This window comes from Arthrobacter sp. TE12232 (genome assembly GCF_054062615.1).
The window spans coordinates 768,974-785,232 of record NZ_JBSSFK010000001.1 but is presented as its reverse complement, the minus strand read 5'-3'; the positions used below and the strand labels follow the sequence as shown (position 1 = coordinate 785,232).

Sequence of the window (16,259 nt, the reverse complement as noted above, 5' to 3'; positions counted from 1 at the left end):
CGGGCCGTACGGGCCGTTGTAGCTATGATCGAACGATGACCCCCTCGAGTTACTTCCGTTTCCCGCATCTCCACGGCGATCTGGTCACCTTCGTGGCCGAGGACGACGTCTGGATTGCACCCGTGGGCGGGGGCCGTGCCTGGCGCGTCTCCTCCCTGCAATTGCCGGCCCGCAACCCCCGTTTCAGCCCCGACGGCAAGCGCCTGGTGTGGACTGTCGTCCAGGGGACTGCCCCGGAAGTCGTCATTGCCGACGTCGACGGCGGCGGCTACCGCCAGCTGAGTTACTTCGGCCACAGCTCCACCCGGGTCAAGGGCTTCACGCCCGACGGCGACGTCCTGGTCACCAGCGCGTTCCGCCAGTCCGACAGCCGCCACACCCATGCCTACAGCCTCCCCGTCGCAGGCGGCTGGGCGGATGAACTTCCGTTCGGCCCGGTGGAATCGGTGGCATTCGGCCCCGTCGTCGGCGACGAACGTCCCGTGGTGCTTGCCAGCGTGTTGTCGCGTGAGCCGGCATGGTGGAAGCGCTACCGTGGCGGCGCCGCGGGCAAGCTGTGGATCGACGCCGACGGAAACGGCGAATTCGAGCGGCTCGCCGCCGGGCTGGACGGCAATCTCACAGACCCCCTGTGGGTCAAGGGCCGGATCGCCTTCCTGTCCGACCACGAGGGCTACGGAAACCTCTATTCAGTACTTCCCAACGGCAGTGACCTGCGGCGCCATACGGACCACGAGGACTTCTACGTGCGCCACGCCTCCACCGACGGCGAACGCGTCATTTTCGAATCTGCCGGGGAACTCTGGCTGCTGCCGAGCCTGGACGCGGAGGCGGTCAAACTCGACATTTCGCTGGGCTCCGCCTCGCAAGCCCGCCGTCCCGCCCCGCTGAAGCCCTCACGGCACCTCGGCGACGTCATTCCGGACCGCACCGGCGCCTCCAGCGCCGTCGAATCCCACGGAACCCTCCACTGGCTGCGGCACAAGGACGGCCCCTCCCGCGTCCTTGAGGCCACCCCGGGCGTCCGGGCACGGCTTCCCCGGCCCTTCGGCGAGGGCCGGATCGCCTATGTCGCCGACCACGACGGCGTCGAGGCCCTGTACCTCAAGTCCATCGCGGCGCCCCTGCCCGGCGGACTCGCTGCGGCCCCGAAGGCGCCGCAGCCTCCTCAGTCAGTCCAGTCTGAAGAATCCGGGTCCGGCATCCCGCTGCCGAAGCCGGTGTCCGCGGCCGCGCTGACGGGCACGGGAACTACGCCAGCGGTGGCAGTCGGCTCTGTGTCCAGCCCCGCCGCGGCCGCCGCGACTCACGCATCCGGCACCGGCACATCTGGCACCGCCGGGACCGAGACGCCGACATCCGGCGGTCTCACGCGGATCGACTTCCCCAAGCCCAGCCGGGCCAGCGCTATCGAAGCCAGCCCCGACGGGCGCTGGCTCGCCGTGGGCACCGCCTTCGGTGACATCTACCTTGCCGATACGCGCACGCGCACCATGTCCCTGCTCAGCAGCATCGGGGAGGGCAGCATCGAAGGATTCACCTGGTCCCCGGACTCCGCCTGGCTCGGCTGGTCCGAGCCGGTCACGTCCTTCGGATCCCGCAGCCGGCTCCGGATCGCCAGGACCGACGGCGGCACGCAGACTGCGATCATTGACGTCACCGACGGCCGGTTCCGCGACGAATCGCCGTCGTTCACCCCGGACGGCAAATACCTCGCCTTCCTTTCCAACCGCAGCTTCGATCCGGTCTACGACGGACACTCCTTCGATCTGTCCTTCCCGAGCCCGATCAAGCCCTACCTTGTGGCCCTCGCCGCGGACACCCCGTCCCCGTTCGGCCCGAGCGTCGACCTGCAGATCGATGCGGACACGGACGCAGACGCGGACGGTGCCGCGGTGACCGGTGCCGGACCTGCGGCGTCGCCCGCAGCGAAGCAGGTGCCGGCCGTGCGGGTCGACGCCGAAGGCCTGGCCCACCGCGTCATCGGTGTCCCCGTGCCGCAAGGCAACTACTCCACACTGACCGCCGCTTCCGGCGCCCTGCTCTGGCTGGACAATGAACTCTCCGGCACCACGGGCGAAGGCCGGGCCAGCCTTGAGGACAAGGGCGCCGCACCCAGCCTGGTCCGCTACGACCTCGCCAAGCGACGCACCTCCACCATCGTGGAGGCACTGGACAGCTACCGGATCTCCGGCGACGGGGAAAAGATCGTGTTCATCCAGGACAAACAGATCCGGGTCGCTCCCGCGGGCGCCAAGGCCGACGAGGAGTCCGGCCAGCTCGTCAAGGTGGACCTCGGGCGCATCCGCGTGCAGATGGACCCGCTCAGCGTATGGGGCCAGGCCTTCGACGAGGCGTGGCGGCTCCAGCGCGACTTCTTCTGGACCGAAGACATGGCCGGCCAGGATTGGGAATCCATCCACGCCCGCTACCGTCCCGTGGTGGAGCGTCTCGGCTCGCACGATGACCTCGTGGACCTGTTGTGGGAGCTGCACGGCGAACTGGGCACGTCCCACGCCTATGTCCGCCCGATGGCTGTCTCCGAGAACGGCAGCAGCCCCCAGGGCCGGCTCGGTGCGGACCTTGAGTTCACCGGCGAGGGCTGGGAAATCACCCGCATCCTGGCGGGGGAGTCCTCGGATCCGCTCGCTACTTCTCCGCTGACCCGGCCCGGCGCCGACGTCAAGCCCGGCGACGTCCTGCTGGCGATCGACGGCGTCGTACTTACCGAATCGCTGACCCCGGCCATGCAGCTCGTCGGCGCGGCCGGCCGCGCCGTCGAACTCACCCTGCGCAACGGTGCCGGCCACGGCGAAGCCGCGGGCGGCCAGCGCCGCGTGGCCGTGGTCCCGGTCAAGGACGAGGAACGCCTGCGGTACCAGGAATGGGTCGCCAGCAACCGGCGGACCGTCCGCGAAGCCTCCAACGGAACGTTCGGCTACCTCCACATCCCGGACATGATGGCCAATGGCTGGGCCCAGCTGCATCGCGACCTCGACACCGAAACCGCCCTCGACGGGCTGATCGTCGATGTCCGCCGCAACCGCGGCGGCCACACCTCCCAGCTCGTGGCCGAACTCATCGGACGCAAGGTCACCGGCTGGAGCATGCCGCGCGGGGAGAAACCGCGGACCTACCCGCACCACGCACCGCGCGGACCGGTCATCATCCTGACGGACGAGTTCGCCGGATCCGACGGCGACATCATCACCCAGGTCTCCAAGCTGCGGGGGATCGGACCCGTCATTGGCACCCGCACGTGGGGCGGCGTCGTCGGAATCGACAACCGCTTCGCGCTGGCCGACGGCACGGGCGTGACCCAGCCGCGCTACGCCACCTGGTTCGCCGGCGGCGTCGGCTGGGGCGTGGAGAACTTCGGCGTCACCCCGGACATCGAAGTGACCTTCCCGCCGCACGCCTACGCCGCCGGCACTGACCCGCAGCTGGAATACGGCATCGGGGCGTTGAAGGAAATGATCCAGGAACTGCCCACGGACCGTCCCCCGCTGCGCGAGGGCTACCGCCGTGTCCGGCCCGCCCCGTTGCCTGCACGCCGGCAGGGCAGCTAGGCCTAGGCAGCCCCGCGGGTCCGCGCTTCCGCGGGGGGACCTGCCGCGAAACCCCTCGCGAAAAGACCCAAAGCAAAGGCCCCCGCTGCCCTGGAAAATCCAGGGTGGCGGGGGCCTTCGCTTTGCTGCCTGAAGAACTAGGAAGCCAGGGTCGCATCCAGGGTGATCTTGATGCCGGTGAGGGCGGCCGAGACGGGGCAGCCCACCTTGGCTTCCTCAGCGATGCGCTGGAATTCGTCCTCCGTGATCCCCGGGATCCGCGCGCTCACGGTCAGGTGGCTGTCCGTGATGCCGGTGCCGGGCACGAAGGTGACATCCGCCTTGGTGTTGACTTGCTCGGGCGTGTGGCCGGCCTGGGCGACAGCGAGGCTGAATGCCATGGAGAAGCAGGCCGAGTGGGCCGCGGCGATGAGCTCTTCGGGGCTGGTCTTGCCCTCGGATGCCTCGGCGCGCGCCTTCCAGGTGACATCGAAGTTACCCAGTCCGGAGCTGTCCAGCGTCGTGTTGCCGGCGCCCGTCATCAGGTCGCCATTCCATACAGTGTGCGCGGTGCGTGTTGCTGCCATGTCCACTCCTCAAGATCGTTGTCATCCCACAGATCCGGCGATCCGCCGGATCATCCGTGTCCATCCTAGGGATTCGGCGCCGCCTGCGCACGGGGGTTCCGCTGTCAGTGGATTATGACCGGGTCTGGCGGGTACTGCTTAACGACGGCGGCGCCACACCCCTGCCTAGGGGTGCGGCGCCGTCGCTGTCGTTGACGTCGGGGACTGCTAGTTCCAGAGCGTGGCGACGGCAATGTTGATCAGCGCCATGCCGCCGACGGCGTGCGCCAGACCCTTGGGGACCTCAGCCCCGGAAGCAGCCTTCCGGTACCCGATGATGGCGGCCACCAGCACAACGATGGCGATCACCAATTTGACGGTGATCTTGAAGTAGTTGACCGGTTCGTGGGTGGCCCCCAGGATCCCTACGAGCGCCAGCCCCGTGACCAGCTGGGCAATTGCGCCGTACAGCTGCACCGGCAGGACGGTGGGCTTCTTGAAGGTGGCGAACCAGCCGCCGACGATCGCGGCGGCGCCCAAGACGTGCAGGAAGATCAGAATGTATTTAAGAATGTCCATGGCACCAGCTTAGCGACAATCTGTCGGCAAACGACGGAGGGCACCTTCCGTCATGGAAGGTGCCCCCGGTTCACCGTGTTTCAGGCGGGCTGTGGCTCGTTAGAGGCCCAGGTCCGCTTCGAACGCGCCTTCTTCGAGGCGTGCCTTCAGCGTCTGCAGGAAGCGTCCTGCATCCGCGCCGTCCACCAGGCGGTGGTCGTACGTCAGGGAGAGGTACATCATGGAGCGGATGGCCAGCGAGTCGTCGCCGTTCTCGTCCGAGACCACCACGGCGCGCTTGACGATCGCGCCGGTGCCCAGGATGGCGACCTGCGGCTGGTTGATGATCGGGGTGTCGAAGAGAGCGCCCACGGAACCGATGTTGGTGATGCTGAAGGTTCCGCCGGAGAGCTCGTCCGGGCCGATCTTGCCGTTGCGGGTGCGGTCCGCGACGTCGGCGATCTTGCCGGCCAAGCCGGCGAGGTTCAGGTTGCCGGCGTCGGCGATAACCGGCACCAGCAGGCCCTTGTCGGTGTCCACCGCAATCGCCAGGTGTTCGGCGTTGTGGTAGGTGATCTCCTGCTTGTCCTCGTCGTAGGAGGCGTTGATCTTCGGGTGCTGCTTCAGGGCCTCGGCGACAGCCTTGGCGATGAAGGGCAGGAAGGTCAGCTTGGAGCCGTTCTGGGCCTGGAAGGAGTTCTTGGCCTTGGCGCGCAGCTTGGCTACCTTGGTCATGTCAACCTCGTGGACCTGCGTCAGCTGGGTCGAGATGTCCAGGGACTCGCGCATGCGGCGGGCGATGACCTGGCGGATGCGCGGGGCCTTCTGCACGGTGCCGCGCAGGGAGGACACTGCGGCGGCCGGAGCGGCAGACGGGGCTGCGGCAGCAGCTCCCGCTGCAGCGGGGGCTGCCGGTGCGGCCTTCGCCTCGGCGGCGGCCAGCACATCCTGCTTGCGGATGCGGCCGCCGACGCCGGTGCCGGTCAGGGACGCGATGTCGACGCCTTGCTGGTTGGCCAGCTTGCGGACGAGGGGAGTGACATAGCCGGACTCTGCCGGCGCGGCAGCTTCTGCCTTAGCCGGAGCGGCGGGAGCTGCAGCGGCGGGCGCCGCGGCCGGTGCGGGGGCGGCTGCCGGAGCCGCCGGTGCGGGAGCCGGAGCTGCTGCGGGAGCGGCTGCCGGAGCCGGGGCTGCTGCCGGAGCCGGGGCTGCTGCCGGAGCCGGGGCGGCTGCGGGAGCCGGTGCGGCGGGGGCTGCTGCGCCGGAACCGATGACGGCCAGGACGGAGCCGACCTCGGCGGTTTCGTCCTCGTTGACTCGGATTTCCAGGAGGGTTCCGGCGACGGGGGACGGAATTTCGGTGTCAACCTTGTCGGTGGAAACCTCGAGCAGCGGCTCGTCGACCTCCACGGTGTCGCCGACGCTCTTCAGCCAGCGGGTGACGGTGCCTTCGGTGACGCTCTCGCCCAGGGCCGGAAGCGTGACGTCGTGTCCTTCACCGGCGGGAGCAGAAACCGGGGCAGCGGCGGCAGCGGCAGGCGCCTCGGCCTCGGGGGCCGGAGCCTCCGCGGCCGACGGGGATGCTGCGGGGGCCTCTTCGGCGGGGGCTGCGGCCGGAGCTTCTGCGGCGGCCGGGGCGGCGTCGCCGGAGCCGATGCGGACCAGCGGGGCGCCGACTTCTGCGGTCTCGTCTTCGGCGACGAGGATTTCCTCAATCACGCCGGCAATCGGAGAGGGGATTTCGGTGTCTACTTTGTCGGTGGAAACCTCGAGCAGCGGCTCGTCCACCTCTACCCGGTCACCGACCTGCTTGAGCCAGCGGGTGACGGTTCCTTCGGTGACGCTCTCACCGAGGGCGGGCAAGTTAACGGATTCAGACATGTCGTCCCCGTTCTCCTTATTGATCTTTAGTGCGGATGATTGCTGCCTTGTTCGAGCTTAGTGCACCCGGCATTTTGGGCCGGGCGCACTAAGCACGGAGTTCTTGCGGTGGTGCGGGCGGAGATGCCTAGCCGTGGAGGGGTTTGCCCGCCAGCGCCAGGTGCGCCTCGCCCAGGGATTCGTTCTGGGTCGGGTGGGCGTGGACCAGCTGGGCCACGTCCTCGGGGTAGGCTTCCCAGTTCACGATCAGCTGGGCCTCGCCGATCTGTTCGCCCATGCGGGAGCCGATCATGTGGACGCCGACGACGGGGCCGTCCTTCTGGCGGACCAGCTTCACGATGCCGCTAGTGCCCAGGATGGAGCTCTTGCCGTTGCCGGCGAGGTTGTATTCCTGGGTTTCGACCTGGTCGTCACCGAACTTGGCCTTGGCGGCTGCCTCGGTGTAGCCGACCGTCGCGATTTCGGGCTCGGCGTAGGTGACCTTGGGGATGTTGACGTCTTCGACGACCACCGGCTTCAGGCCCGCGATTTCTTCGGCGACGAAGATGCCCTGCTGGTAGCCGCGGTGGGCCAGCTGGACGCCCGGGACGATGTCGCCGACGGCGTAGATGTTGCCAACACCGGTGTGCAGGCGCTCGTTGGTGATGACGAAGCCGCGGTCGATGGTGACGCCGGCCTCTTCGTAGCCGAGGTTGGCCGTGACGGGGCCGCGGCCCACGGCCACGAGCAGGAGATCGGCCTCGAAGGTCTTGCCGTCGACGAGGGTGACCTTGACGCCGTCGGCGTTCTGCTCCACGCCCTGGAAGAACACGCCGGTGGAGAACTTGATGCCGCGCTTCTTGAAGGCGCGCTCAAAGTTCTTGACGATGGCGGCGTCCTCGTTCGGGACGAGGGAGGGCAGGCCTTCGACGATGGTGACGTCGACGCCGAAGGACTTCCAGACGGAAGCGAACTCGACGCCGATCACGCCGCCGCCCAGGATGATCGCGCTCTGGGGGATGTAATCCATGGTGAGGGCTTCGTCGGACGTGATGACCTTGCCGCCGATTTCCAGGCCCGGCAGGGTGCGGGAGTAGGAGCCGGTGGCGAGGACGATGTTCTTGCCCTTGTAGGCGGTGCCGTTCACGACGATGGTGTCGGCGCCCTGGAGCTTGCCCTCACCCTCGATGACGGTGATGCCCTTCTTGGACTTGATCAGTCCCTGCAGGCCCTTGAACTTGCCGGCAATGATGCCGTCCTTGTAGGCGTTGACGGCCGTGATGTCGATGCTGTCGAGGGTCACGTTCACGCCGTACTTTGAGGAGTCACGGGCGTGGTCTGCCAGCTCCGCGGAGTGCAGGAGCGCCTTGGTCGGGATGCAGCCGTTGTGCAGGCAGGTGCCGCCGAGTTTGGCCTTTTCGATGAGGCCGACGGTGAGGCCAAGCTGGACGGCACGCAGAGCGGTGGCGTAGCCGCCGCTGCCGCCGCCGAGTACCAGGATGTCGAATTCTTGCGCAGTTGCCTGATCGGCCACTAAAACGCTCCCTCGCGTGAACGATGACGCGAGAGTACGCATCATCTGGTCTTGAAACTTGCCTGCCGTGATTATGCCAGCAGGCCCGTTCCCTTTCATTTGTGACTACTTCTTGGGGTCTATCGTCGTTCACCTTAGCGAACCACTTATACATGCTCCACCTTGTCGCGGTGTTTGTGGAGCGCTTGTGTCCAGTGTCACGCGGCTTTGTGGCCGAGGCATCAGGGCCCCGGCCACAGAGCGGCGTGGGTGCGGACCGCCGTGGCGTCAGGCGGTGCTGTTGGACGTTGCTGTTAGGCGGAAGCCTTCAGCAGGTCTTCGACGTACGCCACAAGAGTGCGGACGGTGCAGCCGGTGCCCTGCTTGTGGTTGTAACCGTAGGGGCTGCCGTTATTGAACGACGGTCCGGCGATGTCGATGTGGGCCCAGGGGATCTGTTCGCCGTCCTTGCCCTTGCCGACGAATTCGCGCAGGAACACGGCCGCGGTCATCATGCCGCCGTGGCGTTCGCCGATGTTGGCGATGTCCGCGACCTGCGAGTCGAGGCTGGGGCGCAGTTCTTCGGGCAGGGGCATGGGCCAGACGAGCTCGCCCGCACGGTCCGCGGCGGCTTTGATGGCGCCGGTGACGGAGTCGGAGCCCATGACGCCGGCGGTGCGGTCTCCCAGGGCGATCAGCTGCGCGCCGGTAAGGGTGGCGACGTCAATGATCGCGTCCGGGAACTCCTGGCTCGCTGCAACGATGCCGTCGGCCATGACCAGGCGGCCCTCGGCGTCGGTGTTCAGGACCTCGACGGTCTTGCCGCCGAACATCGTGAGGACGTCGGCGGGACGCTGGGCAGCGCCGGAGGGCATGTTCTCCGCAATGCACAGCCAGGCCGTCGCCTTGACCGGCAGGCCGAGGCCTGCGATGGCCAGCACGGTGTTAAGGACGACGGCGGCCCCGGCCATGTCGCTCTTCATGTCACCCATGCCGAGGGCAGGCTTGATGGAAATGCCCCCGGTGTCAAAGGTGATGCCCTTGCCCACGAGGGCGATCTTGGCCGTGGCCTTGGCCGGGGCGTACTCCACCTTCACGAGGCGCGGCTGGCGGGTGGAGCCCTTGCCGACACCGAGGATGCCGCCGAAGCCCTCCTTCTCGAGGCGCTTCTCGTCCCAGACGGTCACCTTGACGGGCAAGCCCTTGGACAGCTCCTTGGCGGCGTCGGCGAAGGACTCGGGGTAGAGGTGGCTCGGCGGCTGGTTGACCAGGGTGCGGGTCGCGTTCACGGCCGTGCCGATCAGGGACGCCCGGTCCAGGACCGGCTGCAGTGCCTTGTCCGCGGCGAAGTCGGTCAGGATGGCGACGTTCTTCACCGGGTCCTTGAGCCCGTTCTGGGAGGACCGGAACTCCGTGTAGGAGTAGGCGCCCATTGCCGCGCCCTCGGCGACGGCGGCGACCTCGGCGAGGGTCGTCGTCGGAAGTGCCAGGGTGACGGTGGTGACGCCGGCCAGCTGGCGGACCGCCGAGCCGGCGGCGCGGCGCAGCGCCTCCTCGCTGAGCGGCTGCTTCGCTGAACCCTTGTTCGCGGGCAGCTTGCCGACGCCGGCGAGCAGCAGAATGGTGGCCCCCGCCTCGGGCAGGCCGGGCAGGCGGTGGGCCTGGTCAGCCGCGCCGGTGATGCCAAGAACGCTCAGTGATTCCGCCAGGGCCTCAGCGGCCTTGGCCGTCAGCGGATTGTCGAGCAATACCGGGCCGTCCGGACCCTGCCCGACGCCGATGACGAGGGCATCGCTGGGGGACTTCTTTAGGTCCCCTGCGACTGCACTAAGTTTGACTTCACTATTCTTGACCACGAGGACAGTCCTCAATTCTCTGTGATGTTTCTCGGTGATTTTCGGCAGGAACTGCATGTTCGGCGCCCTGCCGCGGATCCCGGGCCGCCGTCGTTCTGGGACGCAACCCGGTGTCTGCAAGCTAGCCCTAGGGCCAGTTCCGATCGTAGTCTCTCCCGACTCCGGACTTTCAATCGAATGAGAGCTGGAGCACACCCGGGGCAGGAATTAGCCCGGACGCCGGGGCGTTGTACTGTTAGCGGCGCTGCCGTGCGGTGAGTGCCCTGTGGACTGGCCGTCGGGTTCTGCATGATTCCGCGGGCTCTGCCTGATCGTCCGGAACCTGCGTGGCTGTCCGGACGACGGACCGCGACCCGCAACTCCTGCCGCCGCCATCGTGAAAGGAACACGCCGTGATTGAACGGATTTCCGGCTCTCTGCTGGACCCCCAGTCGCTCTATATCCGTGATGACGCGCTGTTCTCCAGCCCCGAACTGCACGGACTCAACCTCGTCATGGGGTTCACCGGCTTCGCTGACGCCGGCCACGTGGTCCGGCAGATCACCGCCGAGCTGTTGGACACGCTCGATTCCGAGATGATCGCCCAGTTCGACGCCGACCAGCTGATGGACTACCGGTCCCGGCGTCCGCAAGTTAGCTTCGTCGAGGACCACCTGCAGGATTACCAGGCCCCGAGCCTGGCGCTCTACCGCCTGGTCGACGGGCTGGGCAGCCCCTTCCTGTTCCTTGCCGGGTTCGAGCCGGACCTGCAATGGGAGCGCTTCGCACGCGCCGTCGTCGGCATCGTCGAGGAACTCGACGTCAACCTCGTCGCCTGGATCCATTCGATCCCGATGCCCGTGCCCCACACCCGGCCGGTCGGTGTGACCGTGCACGGCAACCGGCCGGAACTGATCGAGGGAATCTCCGTGTGGAAGCCCACCGTGGAGGTTCCTGCCGCCGTGGGCCACATCCTGGAGCTGCGTCTGACGGAGGCCGGTCGGAACATCGCCGGCTATGTCATCCATGTGCCGCATTACCTGGCCGAAGCCGAATACCCCACGGCCGCCGTTGCCGGACTCGAGTACCTGGGCGCGGCCACCTCCCTCATGCTGCCGACGGACCGTCTGCGCGAGGCCGGACGTGAGGTGGGCCGGCAGATCGCCGAGCAGATTGAGGCGTCCGAAGAGGTCCAGCAGGTGGTCTCCCGGCTGGAGTCCCGGTATGACGAAAAGGCCGAGGGGACTGTCCGGCGGTCGCTGCTGGCCGACGAGAACGACCAAATCCCCAACGCCGATGCCCTGGGGGCCGCCGTCGAGGCGTACTTGGCCCGTAAAGAACCCGGCGAATAAATACTATTTATCAACAAGCCGGGCATAATAGGGGAGTGACCTCCCCCCGCGCCTGGCTGATTTGGATCATCGGGATCTTTGCGTATCTCGTGGCGGTCAGCCAGCGCACCTCGTTCGGGGTCGTCGGCCTGGAGGCCACGGAACGCTTCCATGCCAGCGCGGCCGAAATTTCCTTCTTCACTGTGCTGCAGCTCCTGGTCTACGCCGCGCTACAGATTCCGGTGGGCATCCTCGTGGATCGGTACGGCTCCCGCGCCATGCTGGCAGGCGGCGGCATCCTGATGGGGCTCGGCCAGCTGCAGCTCGCGTTTGCCGACAACATCCCCGGCGGTGTTCTGGGACGTGTCCTGGTGGGTGCCGGCGACGCCATGACGTTCATCTCCGTCATCCGGCTTATTCCGCTCTGGTTTGCGCCGGGGCGCGTGCCGCTACTGACGCAGCTGACGGGCATGTCCGGACAGCTGGGCCAGCTGTTCAGCGTGGTGCCGTTCGCCATGATCCTGCACTCCGCGGGGTGGACGCCTGCCTTCCTGACGCTCGCCGGGATGTCCGGCATCGCCGTCGTGCTGGTCCTGCTGTTGCTTCAGGACCTCCCGCCCGGGCACCCGGCCCCGCCGCCGTCCCAGGGCCTGCGCGCCACCGGAATTTCGCTGGGGCACGCCTGGCGGCAGCCCGGGACCCGGCTGGGGCTGTGGAGCCACTTCACCGTCCAGTTCAGCGGCACGGTGTTTGCCATGACCTGGGGCTACCCCTTCCTGATTTCCGCCCAGGGGCTGGACCGGGGAACCGTCTCCGGCCTCATGTCCCTCTACGTGGCCGCCGCCATTGCCGCCGGCCCCCTCATGGGCAGGTTCGTTGCCCGACATCCGCTGCGCCGTTCCACGATGGTGCTCCTGATTTCCGGCTGCACCGCTGCGGCATGGGCGGCCGTCCTGCTGCTGCCGGGACGATCTCCGCTCTGGCTCCTGGCTGTCCTTGTGGTGACGCTGGCCGTCGGCGGCCCCGGTTCGATGATCGGCTTCGACTTCGCCCGAACCTTCAACCCGGCGCACCGGCTCGGGACCGCCACCGGAATTGTCAACGTGGGCGGCTTCATTGCCGCCCTGGTGTCCATCTACCTCATTGGGCTGGTCCTCGACGTCCTTTACGCCAGCGGCTTCTCCCGCGGCGAGCTCTACGGCCTGGATCCCTTCCGCGTCGCCCTCAGCGTCCAGTTCCTCCTGCTGGCCGGGGGAGCCTGCGCCATCATCGTTACCCGGCGGAAGGTCCGGCGCCAGATGGCGGCCCAAGGGGTCACTGTTCCGCCGCTGCTGAAATCCCTCGCCAAGCAACGCAAGCTCGTCGCGGAGCGCCGCCGCACGCCCTGAGTAGCGGTTTGGTGTGTTGGCTGCCCGGCGCAACGCCCTGAAGTTATCCACATAGCGCAGAACGGGACTCCCGCAGCGATCCGGCCGTCGCGAAGCTTGGCTTATGACAGCTCCCGATCATTTGAGAATTTCCGGCCCTGAAGACATCCTTGGCTTCATCCCTCACTCCCTGGGCTACTGGCCCGAGAACAGCCTCGTGGCCATGACCATGGAAGGCAAACGGCTCGGAGCCACCTTGCGGGTCGACCTCCCCGCGCTAGGCGGTAGCGTCGTCGGCGGCCGCAGCGGCGGAGGAGGGGGCAATACAGCGGCCCCGGGACGCGGTGGCGCCGGGTCCAGACGGCGTTCCGGCTCAGGCCGGAGCGACGCGCTGGCCGGCTTTGCGCGAAATGTCGTGTCCTACTTGCAGGCGGACGACGCCGCCGATGGTTCGCTGCTGGCCTTCTTCACTGATACGGATACCAACAGCGACGACGGCCGCCCTGGGTTGGCGGTCCTGCTCAAAGAACTCGAACTTGCCCTGGAGGCGGCCGGAATGCCCGTGAGGGACGCGTGGGTTATTGGCGCGGAGTTCTGGCGCAACGCCTACTGCAGCGATCCGGACTGCTGTGTGCCGCCCGGCCGGCCGATCGAGCAGATCACGAACAGCAAACTCAATGCCGAGATGGTTTTCCGCGGCAGCAGTGTAGGCGAGGCCCCCGGAGCGCAGGACACCAGGCCGGCGCCGCGGCCCGTGGACCCTGCGGTCCGTACGGCCGAGTCCGGCTGGGCTGCGCAATTCTCCTCGCGACGGCGGGACCGGGCCCAATTCGCCCAGGTGCTTGATGTCTGGACGATGGTGATGCAGGCGGCCGGCCAGTCGCCTGACCTGACACCGGAACTGACCGGTTACCTACGGGCCAGCCTTTGCATCCCGTCTTGGCGGGACGCAGTTCTCGTGATGGCGGCCGCCGGGCGGCCGGCGGCCGAACGCGGCGCTGAAGACTTCGGCATGTTCGACCCGGAAGCCGGATCCGCCTTCCGGCCCGGAACGAACTCTTCTCCACGGCCCGGACCAACGCCCAGTCCCATTCCAGGACCGACGCCTTCCGACGGCCAGCCGGCCGGTGGCGCCGACGCTGGCCCAGTCCCGGATGCCGGCCCGGGCGCCGACACGCTTCCCGGCTACGGGGAGGTCCTGCTCGGGCTGGCCCCGTCGGTCCCGGACTGGGCCCTGATGGTCGGGCTTGAGCGGGTCCTGCAACTGCTGGGAAGTCTCGGCGGCGGTGAGTCGACCGCAGCCGCCGTGACGGCAAGGGGCTGGATTGAATGGTGCCGCGGACGGGGTTCCTACGCCGACGCCTTGTATCGGCAGGCACTGCAGGACTATCCGGGATACAGATTGGCGGAACTGCTGGCAGAACTTGGCCGGCGCGGCACCCTTTGCGGCTGGGCAGCCAGACGGGAGGCAGCATGGCAGAAGTTTGCGCCGGACGCGGCGTGAGGAGTCGCCGCAATATTGTGGACCCGGCGCCCCGGAAGGCACCTCAGGAGAAAACCGTGAGACAATAGTTGCCGAGACCCGGTTGGGTCCGTGTATCAAGTGCCCGCAATGAACCTTGGAAACAGGGAACATTCCGGCCGCCCCAGCAGTTCTACTTAGTGGCTCTGCTGGTCGTGGTTGCATCTGATGTTGAACACGGACTTGACAGGGTCATAGTGGTGTTGCCCGTATGGCGATCCGCAGACCGCAGCTAGAAAGGTTTTCAGTGACCCCGTCTTCCGCGAAGAAGGAACCCGCCGACCAGGCCGAAATGTCCCCCGACGAGAAGAAGGCGGCGACCAACGCCAAGCGCGCCGCCACGCGTGCAGCCAACAAGGCTGTCAAAGACGCCGCTTCCGCCGAGGGCGGCGACACCGTAACCGGAGTCGCCAAGCCTGAGCCCAAGAAGCGCGGGCCCAAGCCCGGCGCCAAAGCCGCGGCAGAGGCCGCCGGCAAATCAGCCAGTGAGCACGGCGACGACGATGACGTCGACGTCGAAGAGGACCTCGACGACATCACGCCCGATGCTGCCGAACTCGGCGACGAGGTAGAAGGCGAAGAGGCGCCCGGCAAGGCTGCAGCGGCCACCGGCTCCGGCTTCGTCTACTCCGATGCCGATGACGACGACGCCCCGGTGCAGCAGGTCATGTCCGCCGGCGCCACCGCCGACCCCGTCAAGGACTACCTGAAGCAGATCGGCAAGGTCGCGCTGCTGAACGCTGAGCAGGAAGTGGACCTGGCCCTGCGGATCGAGGCCGGCCTCTTCGCCGAGGAAAAGATCGCCGCCGACGACGGCACGATGGATCCGAAGCTCAAGCGTGAGCTTGAATTCGTCATCCACGACGGCAAGCGTGCCAAGAACCACCTGCTGGAAGCCAACCTCCGCCTCGTGGTCTCGCTGGCCAAGCGCTACACCGGCCGCGGCATGCTGTTCCTGGACCTGATCCAGGAAGGCAACCTGGGCCTGATCCGTGCGGTCGAGAAGTTCGACTACACGAAGGGCTTCAAGTTCTCCACCTACGCCACGTGGTGGATCCGCCAGGCGATCACCCGCGCCATGGCCGACCAGGCCCGCACCATCCGCATCCCGGTGCACATGGTGGAAGTCATCAACAAGCTGGCCCGCGTCCAGCGCCAGATGCTGCAGGATCTCGGCCGCGAACCCACGCCGGAGGAGTTGGCCCTCGAACTGGACATGACCCCGGAAAAGGTCGTCGAGGTCCAGAAATACGGCCGCGAGCCCATATCCCTGCACACTCCGCTTGGCGAGGACGGCGACTCCGAATTCGGTGACCTCATCGAGGACTCCGAAGCCGTGGTTCCCGCGGATGCCGTGAGCTTCACCCTGCTGCAGGAACAGCTGCACTCGGTGCTGGACACGTTGTCAGAGCGCGAAGCCGGTGTGGTCGCCATGCGCTTCGGCCTCACCGACGGGCAGCCGAAGACTTTAGACGAAATCGGCAAGGTCTACGGTGTGACGCGCGAGCGCATCCGCCAGATCGAATCCAAGACCATGTCCAAGCTGCGGCACCCGTCGCGCTCACAGGTCCTGCGCGACTACCTGGACTAACGGCCGCACACCAGCCGCAGGCTGGGAGCAGTCCACACCAACGCGGGGTCACATCCGGCCCGCCGCCTGGCGGGCCGGATGTGACCCCGCGTTGGTGTTTTGCCTGAGTGGTTTTGCAGGATCAGGCGTCCCTTCGCACTAACTCGCGTTTAACGAACAAGGACCCCTCCGAATCGGAGAGGTCCTTGTTCACTAGTTGTTCAGTAGTCCCAGAGTTCAGTAATCTCAGGTCGCTGAAGACCCGGCCAGACGCCGAGCCGGAAACCGGGGGGTCTAGTCGACCGGAACCGGGGCCTTCTGGTGAAGGCGGTCTGTCTCGTCGTGCCAGTCTGAGCTGAGCGGCTTGAGTGTCGGCTCTACGGCGCGTGCGTGGTGGCCGCAGAAAAGAAGCTCACCGCCGGAGGCTCCGAGAACAACCCGGACATATGCCTGTGCTCCGCAACGATCGCACCGGTCTGCGGCGGTCAGTGTGCGGTCCGCAACTGCTGTTGTCATGTTCGGCCTCCTTAGTAGATCGGTATATCTATATAACCAGTATTCGTGGCCAAACCATCGCCGGGATGGCCCA

Annotated in this window: 11 protein-coding genes; 5 read left to right on the top strand and 6 right to left on the bottom strand. The window is 67.1% G+C overall.

The features are described 5' to 3' along the window. The first annotated feature begins 35 nt into the window (after window positions 1-35). Window positions 36-3,569, top strand: a complete 3,534-nt coding sequence (locus tag ACVWZ7_RS03485) for a S41 family peptidase (protein WP_456506994.1) — start codon at window positions 36-38, stop codon at window positions 3,567-3,569. A 137-nt stretch (window positions 3,570-3,706) separates the two neighbouring features. Here ACVWZ7_RS03485 and ACVWZ7_RS03480 read toward each other — a convergent pair whose 3' ends face one another. The 5 genes from ACVWZ7_RS03480 to ACVWZ7_RS03460 form a co-directional block, all read right to left on the bottom strand. Beyond that, the gene (locus ACVWZ7_RS03480; protein WP_116768210.1) at window positions 3,707-4,135 is read right to left on the bottom strand and encodes an OsmC family protein; all 429 of its coding nucleotides are present in this window, start codon (window positions 4,133-4,135) and stop codon (window positions 3,707-3,709) included. A gap of 207 nt (window positions 4,136-4,342) precedes the next feature. Further along, window positions 4,343-4,693: a hypothetical protein gene (locus ACVWZ7_RS03475; RefSeq protein ID WP_091256485.1), complete on the bottom strand. Its 351-nt coding sequence runs from the start codon at window positions 4,691-4,693 to the stop codon at window positions 4,343-4,345. Between the two features lie 99 nt (window positions 4,694-4,792). Further along, the gene (gene sucB / locus ACVWZ7_RS03470) at window positions 4,793-6,553 is read right to left on the bottom strand and encodes a 2-oxoglutarate dehydrogenase, E2 component, dihydrolipoamide succinyltransferase (protein ID WP_456506993.1); all 1,761 of its coding nucleotides are present in this window, start codon (window positions 6,551-6,553) and stop codon (window positions 4,793-4,795) included. Window positions 6,554-6,680: 127 nt separating this feature from the next. Then, a complete protein-coding gene (gene lpdA / locus ACVWZ7_RS03465; protein ID WP_116768207.1) occupies window positions 6,681-8,066 on the bottom strand; it encodes a dihydrolipoyl dehydrogenase in 1,386 nt (461 codons plus the stop codon). A 293-nt stretch (window positions 8,067-8,359) separates the two neighbouring features. After that, the gene (locus ACVWZ7_RS03460; protein WP_344363392.1) at window positions 8,360-9,901 is read right to left on the bottom strand and encodes a leucyl aminopeptidase; all 1,542 of its coding nucleotides are present in this window, start codon (window positions 9,899-9,901) and stop codon (window positions 8,360-8,362) included. Window positions 9,902-10,293: 392 nt separating this feature from the next. Between ACVWZ7_RS03460 and ACVWZ7_RS03455 the strand changes: the two genes are divergently transcribed. From ACVWZ7_RS03455 to ACVWZ7_RS03440, 4 genes are all read left to right on the top strand, one after another. Further along, window positions 10,294-11,232 carry a proteasome assembly chaperone family protein gene (locus ACVWZ7_RS03455; RefSeq protein WP_456506992.1) on the top strand — a complete coding sequence of 313 codons (939 nt, stop codon included), beginning with the start codon at window positions 10,294-10,296 and terminating at the stop codon, window positions 11,230-11,232. 35 nt (window positions 11,233-11,267) lie between these two features. Next, window positions 11,268-12,599 (top strand): MFS transporter, encoded by a 1,332-nt coding sequence (locus tag ACVWZ7_RS03450; protein ID WP_456506991.1) that lies wholly within the window; start codon window positions 11,268-11,270, stop codon window positions 12,597-12,599. Window positions 12,600-12,702: 103 nt separating this feature from the next. Next, on the top strand, window positions 12,703-14,082 hold the full coding sequence (locus ACVWZ7_RS03445; RefSeq protein WP_456506990.1) for a DUF4192 family protein: 1,380 nt from the start codon (window positions 12,703-12,705) through the stop codon (window positions 14,080-14,082). Between the two features lie 265 nt (window positions 14,083-14,347). Beyond that, complete coding sequence (locus ACVWZ7_RS03440) at window positions 14,348-15,691, top strand: RNA polymerase sigma factor (protein WP_116768202.1); 1,344 nt, start codon at window positions 14,348-14,350, stop codon at window positions 15,689-15,691. A gap of 273 nt (window positions 15,692-15,964) precedes the next feature. On the opposite strand, the gene ACVWZ7_RS03435 is transcribed toward ACVWZ7_RS03440, so the two are convergent. Further along, the gene (locus tag ACVWZ7_RS03435) at window positions 15,965-16,186 is read right to left on the bottom strand and encodes a DUF7455 domain-containing protein (protein ID WP_026266251.1); all 222 of its coding nucleotides are present in this window, start codon (window positions 16,184-16,186) and stop codon (window positions 15,965-15,967) included. Window positions 16,187-16,259: the final 73 nt, after the last annotated feature.

What these genes read in the sequence shown, in the direction of transcription:
- ACVWZ7_RS03480 (WP_116768210.1), bottom strand. Translation starts at nt 4,135, where the DNA reads ATGGCAGCAACACGCACCGCGCACACTGTATGGAATGGCGACCTGATG.
- sucB (WP_456506993.1), bottom strand. Translation starts at nt 6,553, where the DNA reads ATGTCTGAATCCGTTAACTTGCCCGCCCTCGGTGAGAGCGTCACCGAA.
- ACVWZ7_RS03475 (WP_091256485.1), bottom strand. Translation starts at nt 4,693, where the DNA reads ATGGACATTCTTAAATACATTCTGATCTTCCTGCACGTCTTGGGCGCC.
- ACVWZ7_RS03445 (WP_456506990.1), top strand. Translation starts at nt 12,703, where the DNA reads ATGACAGCTCCCGATCATTTGAGAATTTCCGGCCCTGAAGACATCCTT.
- ACVWZ7_RS03435 (WP_026266251.1), bottom strand. Translation starts at nt 16,186, where the DNA reads ATGACAACAGCAGTTGCGGACCGCACACTGACCGCCGCAGACCGGTGC.
- ACVWZ7_RS03485 (WP_456506994.1), top strand. Translation starts at nt 36, where the DNA reads ATGACCCCCTCGAGTTACTTCCGTTTCCCGCATCTCCACGGCGATCTG.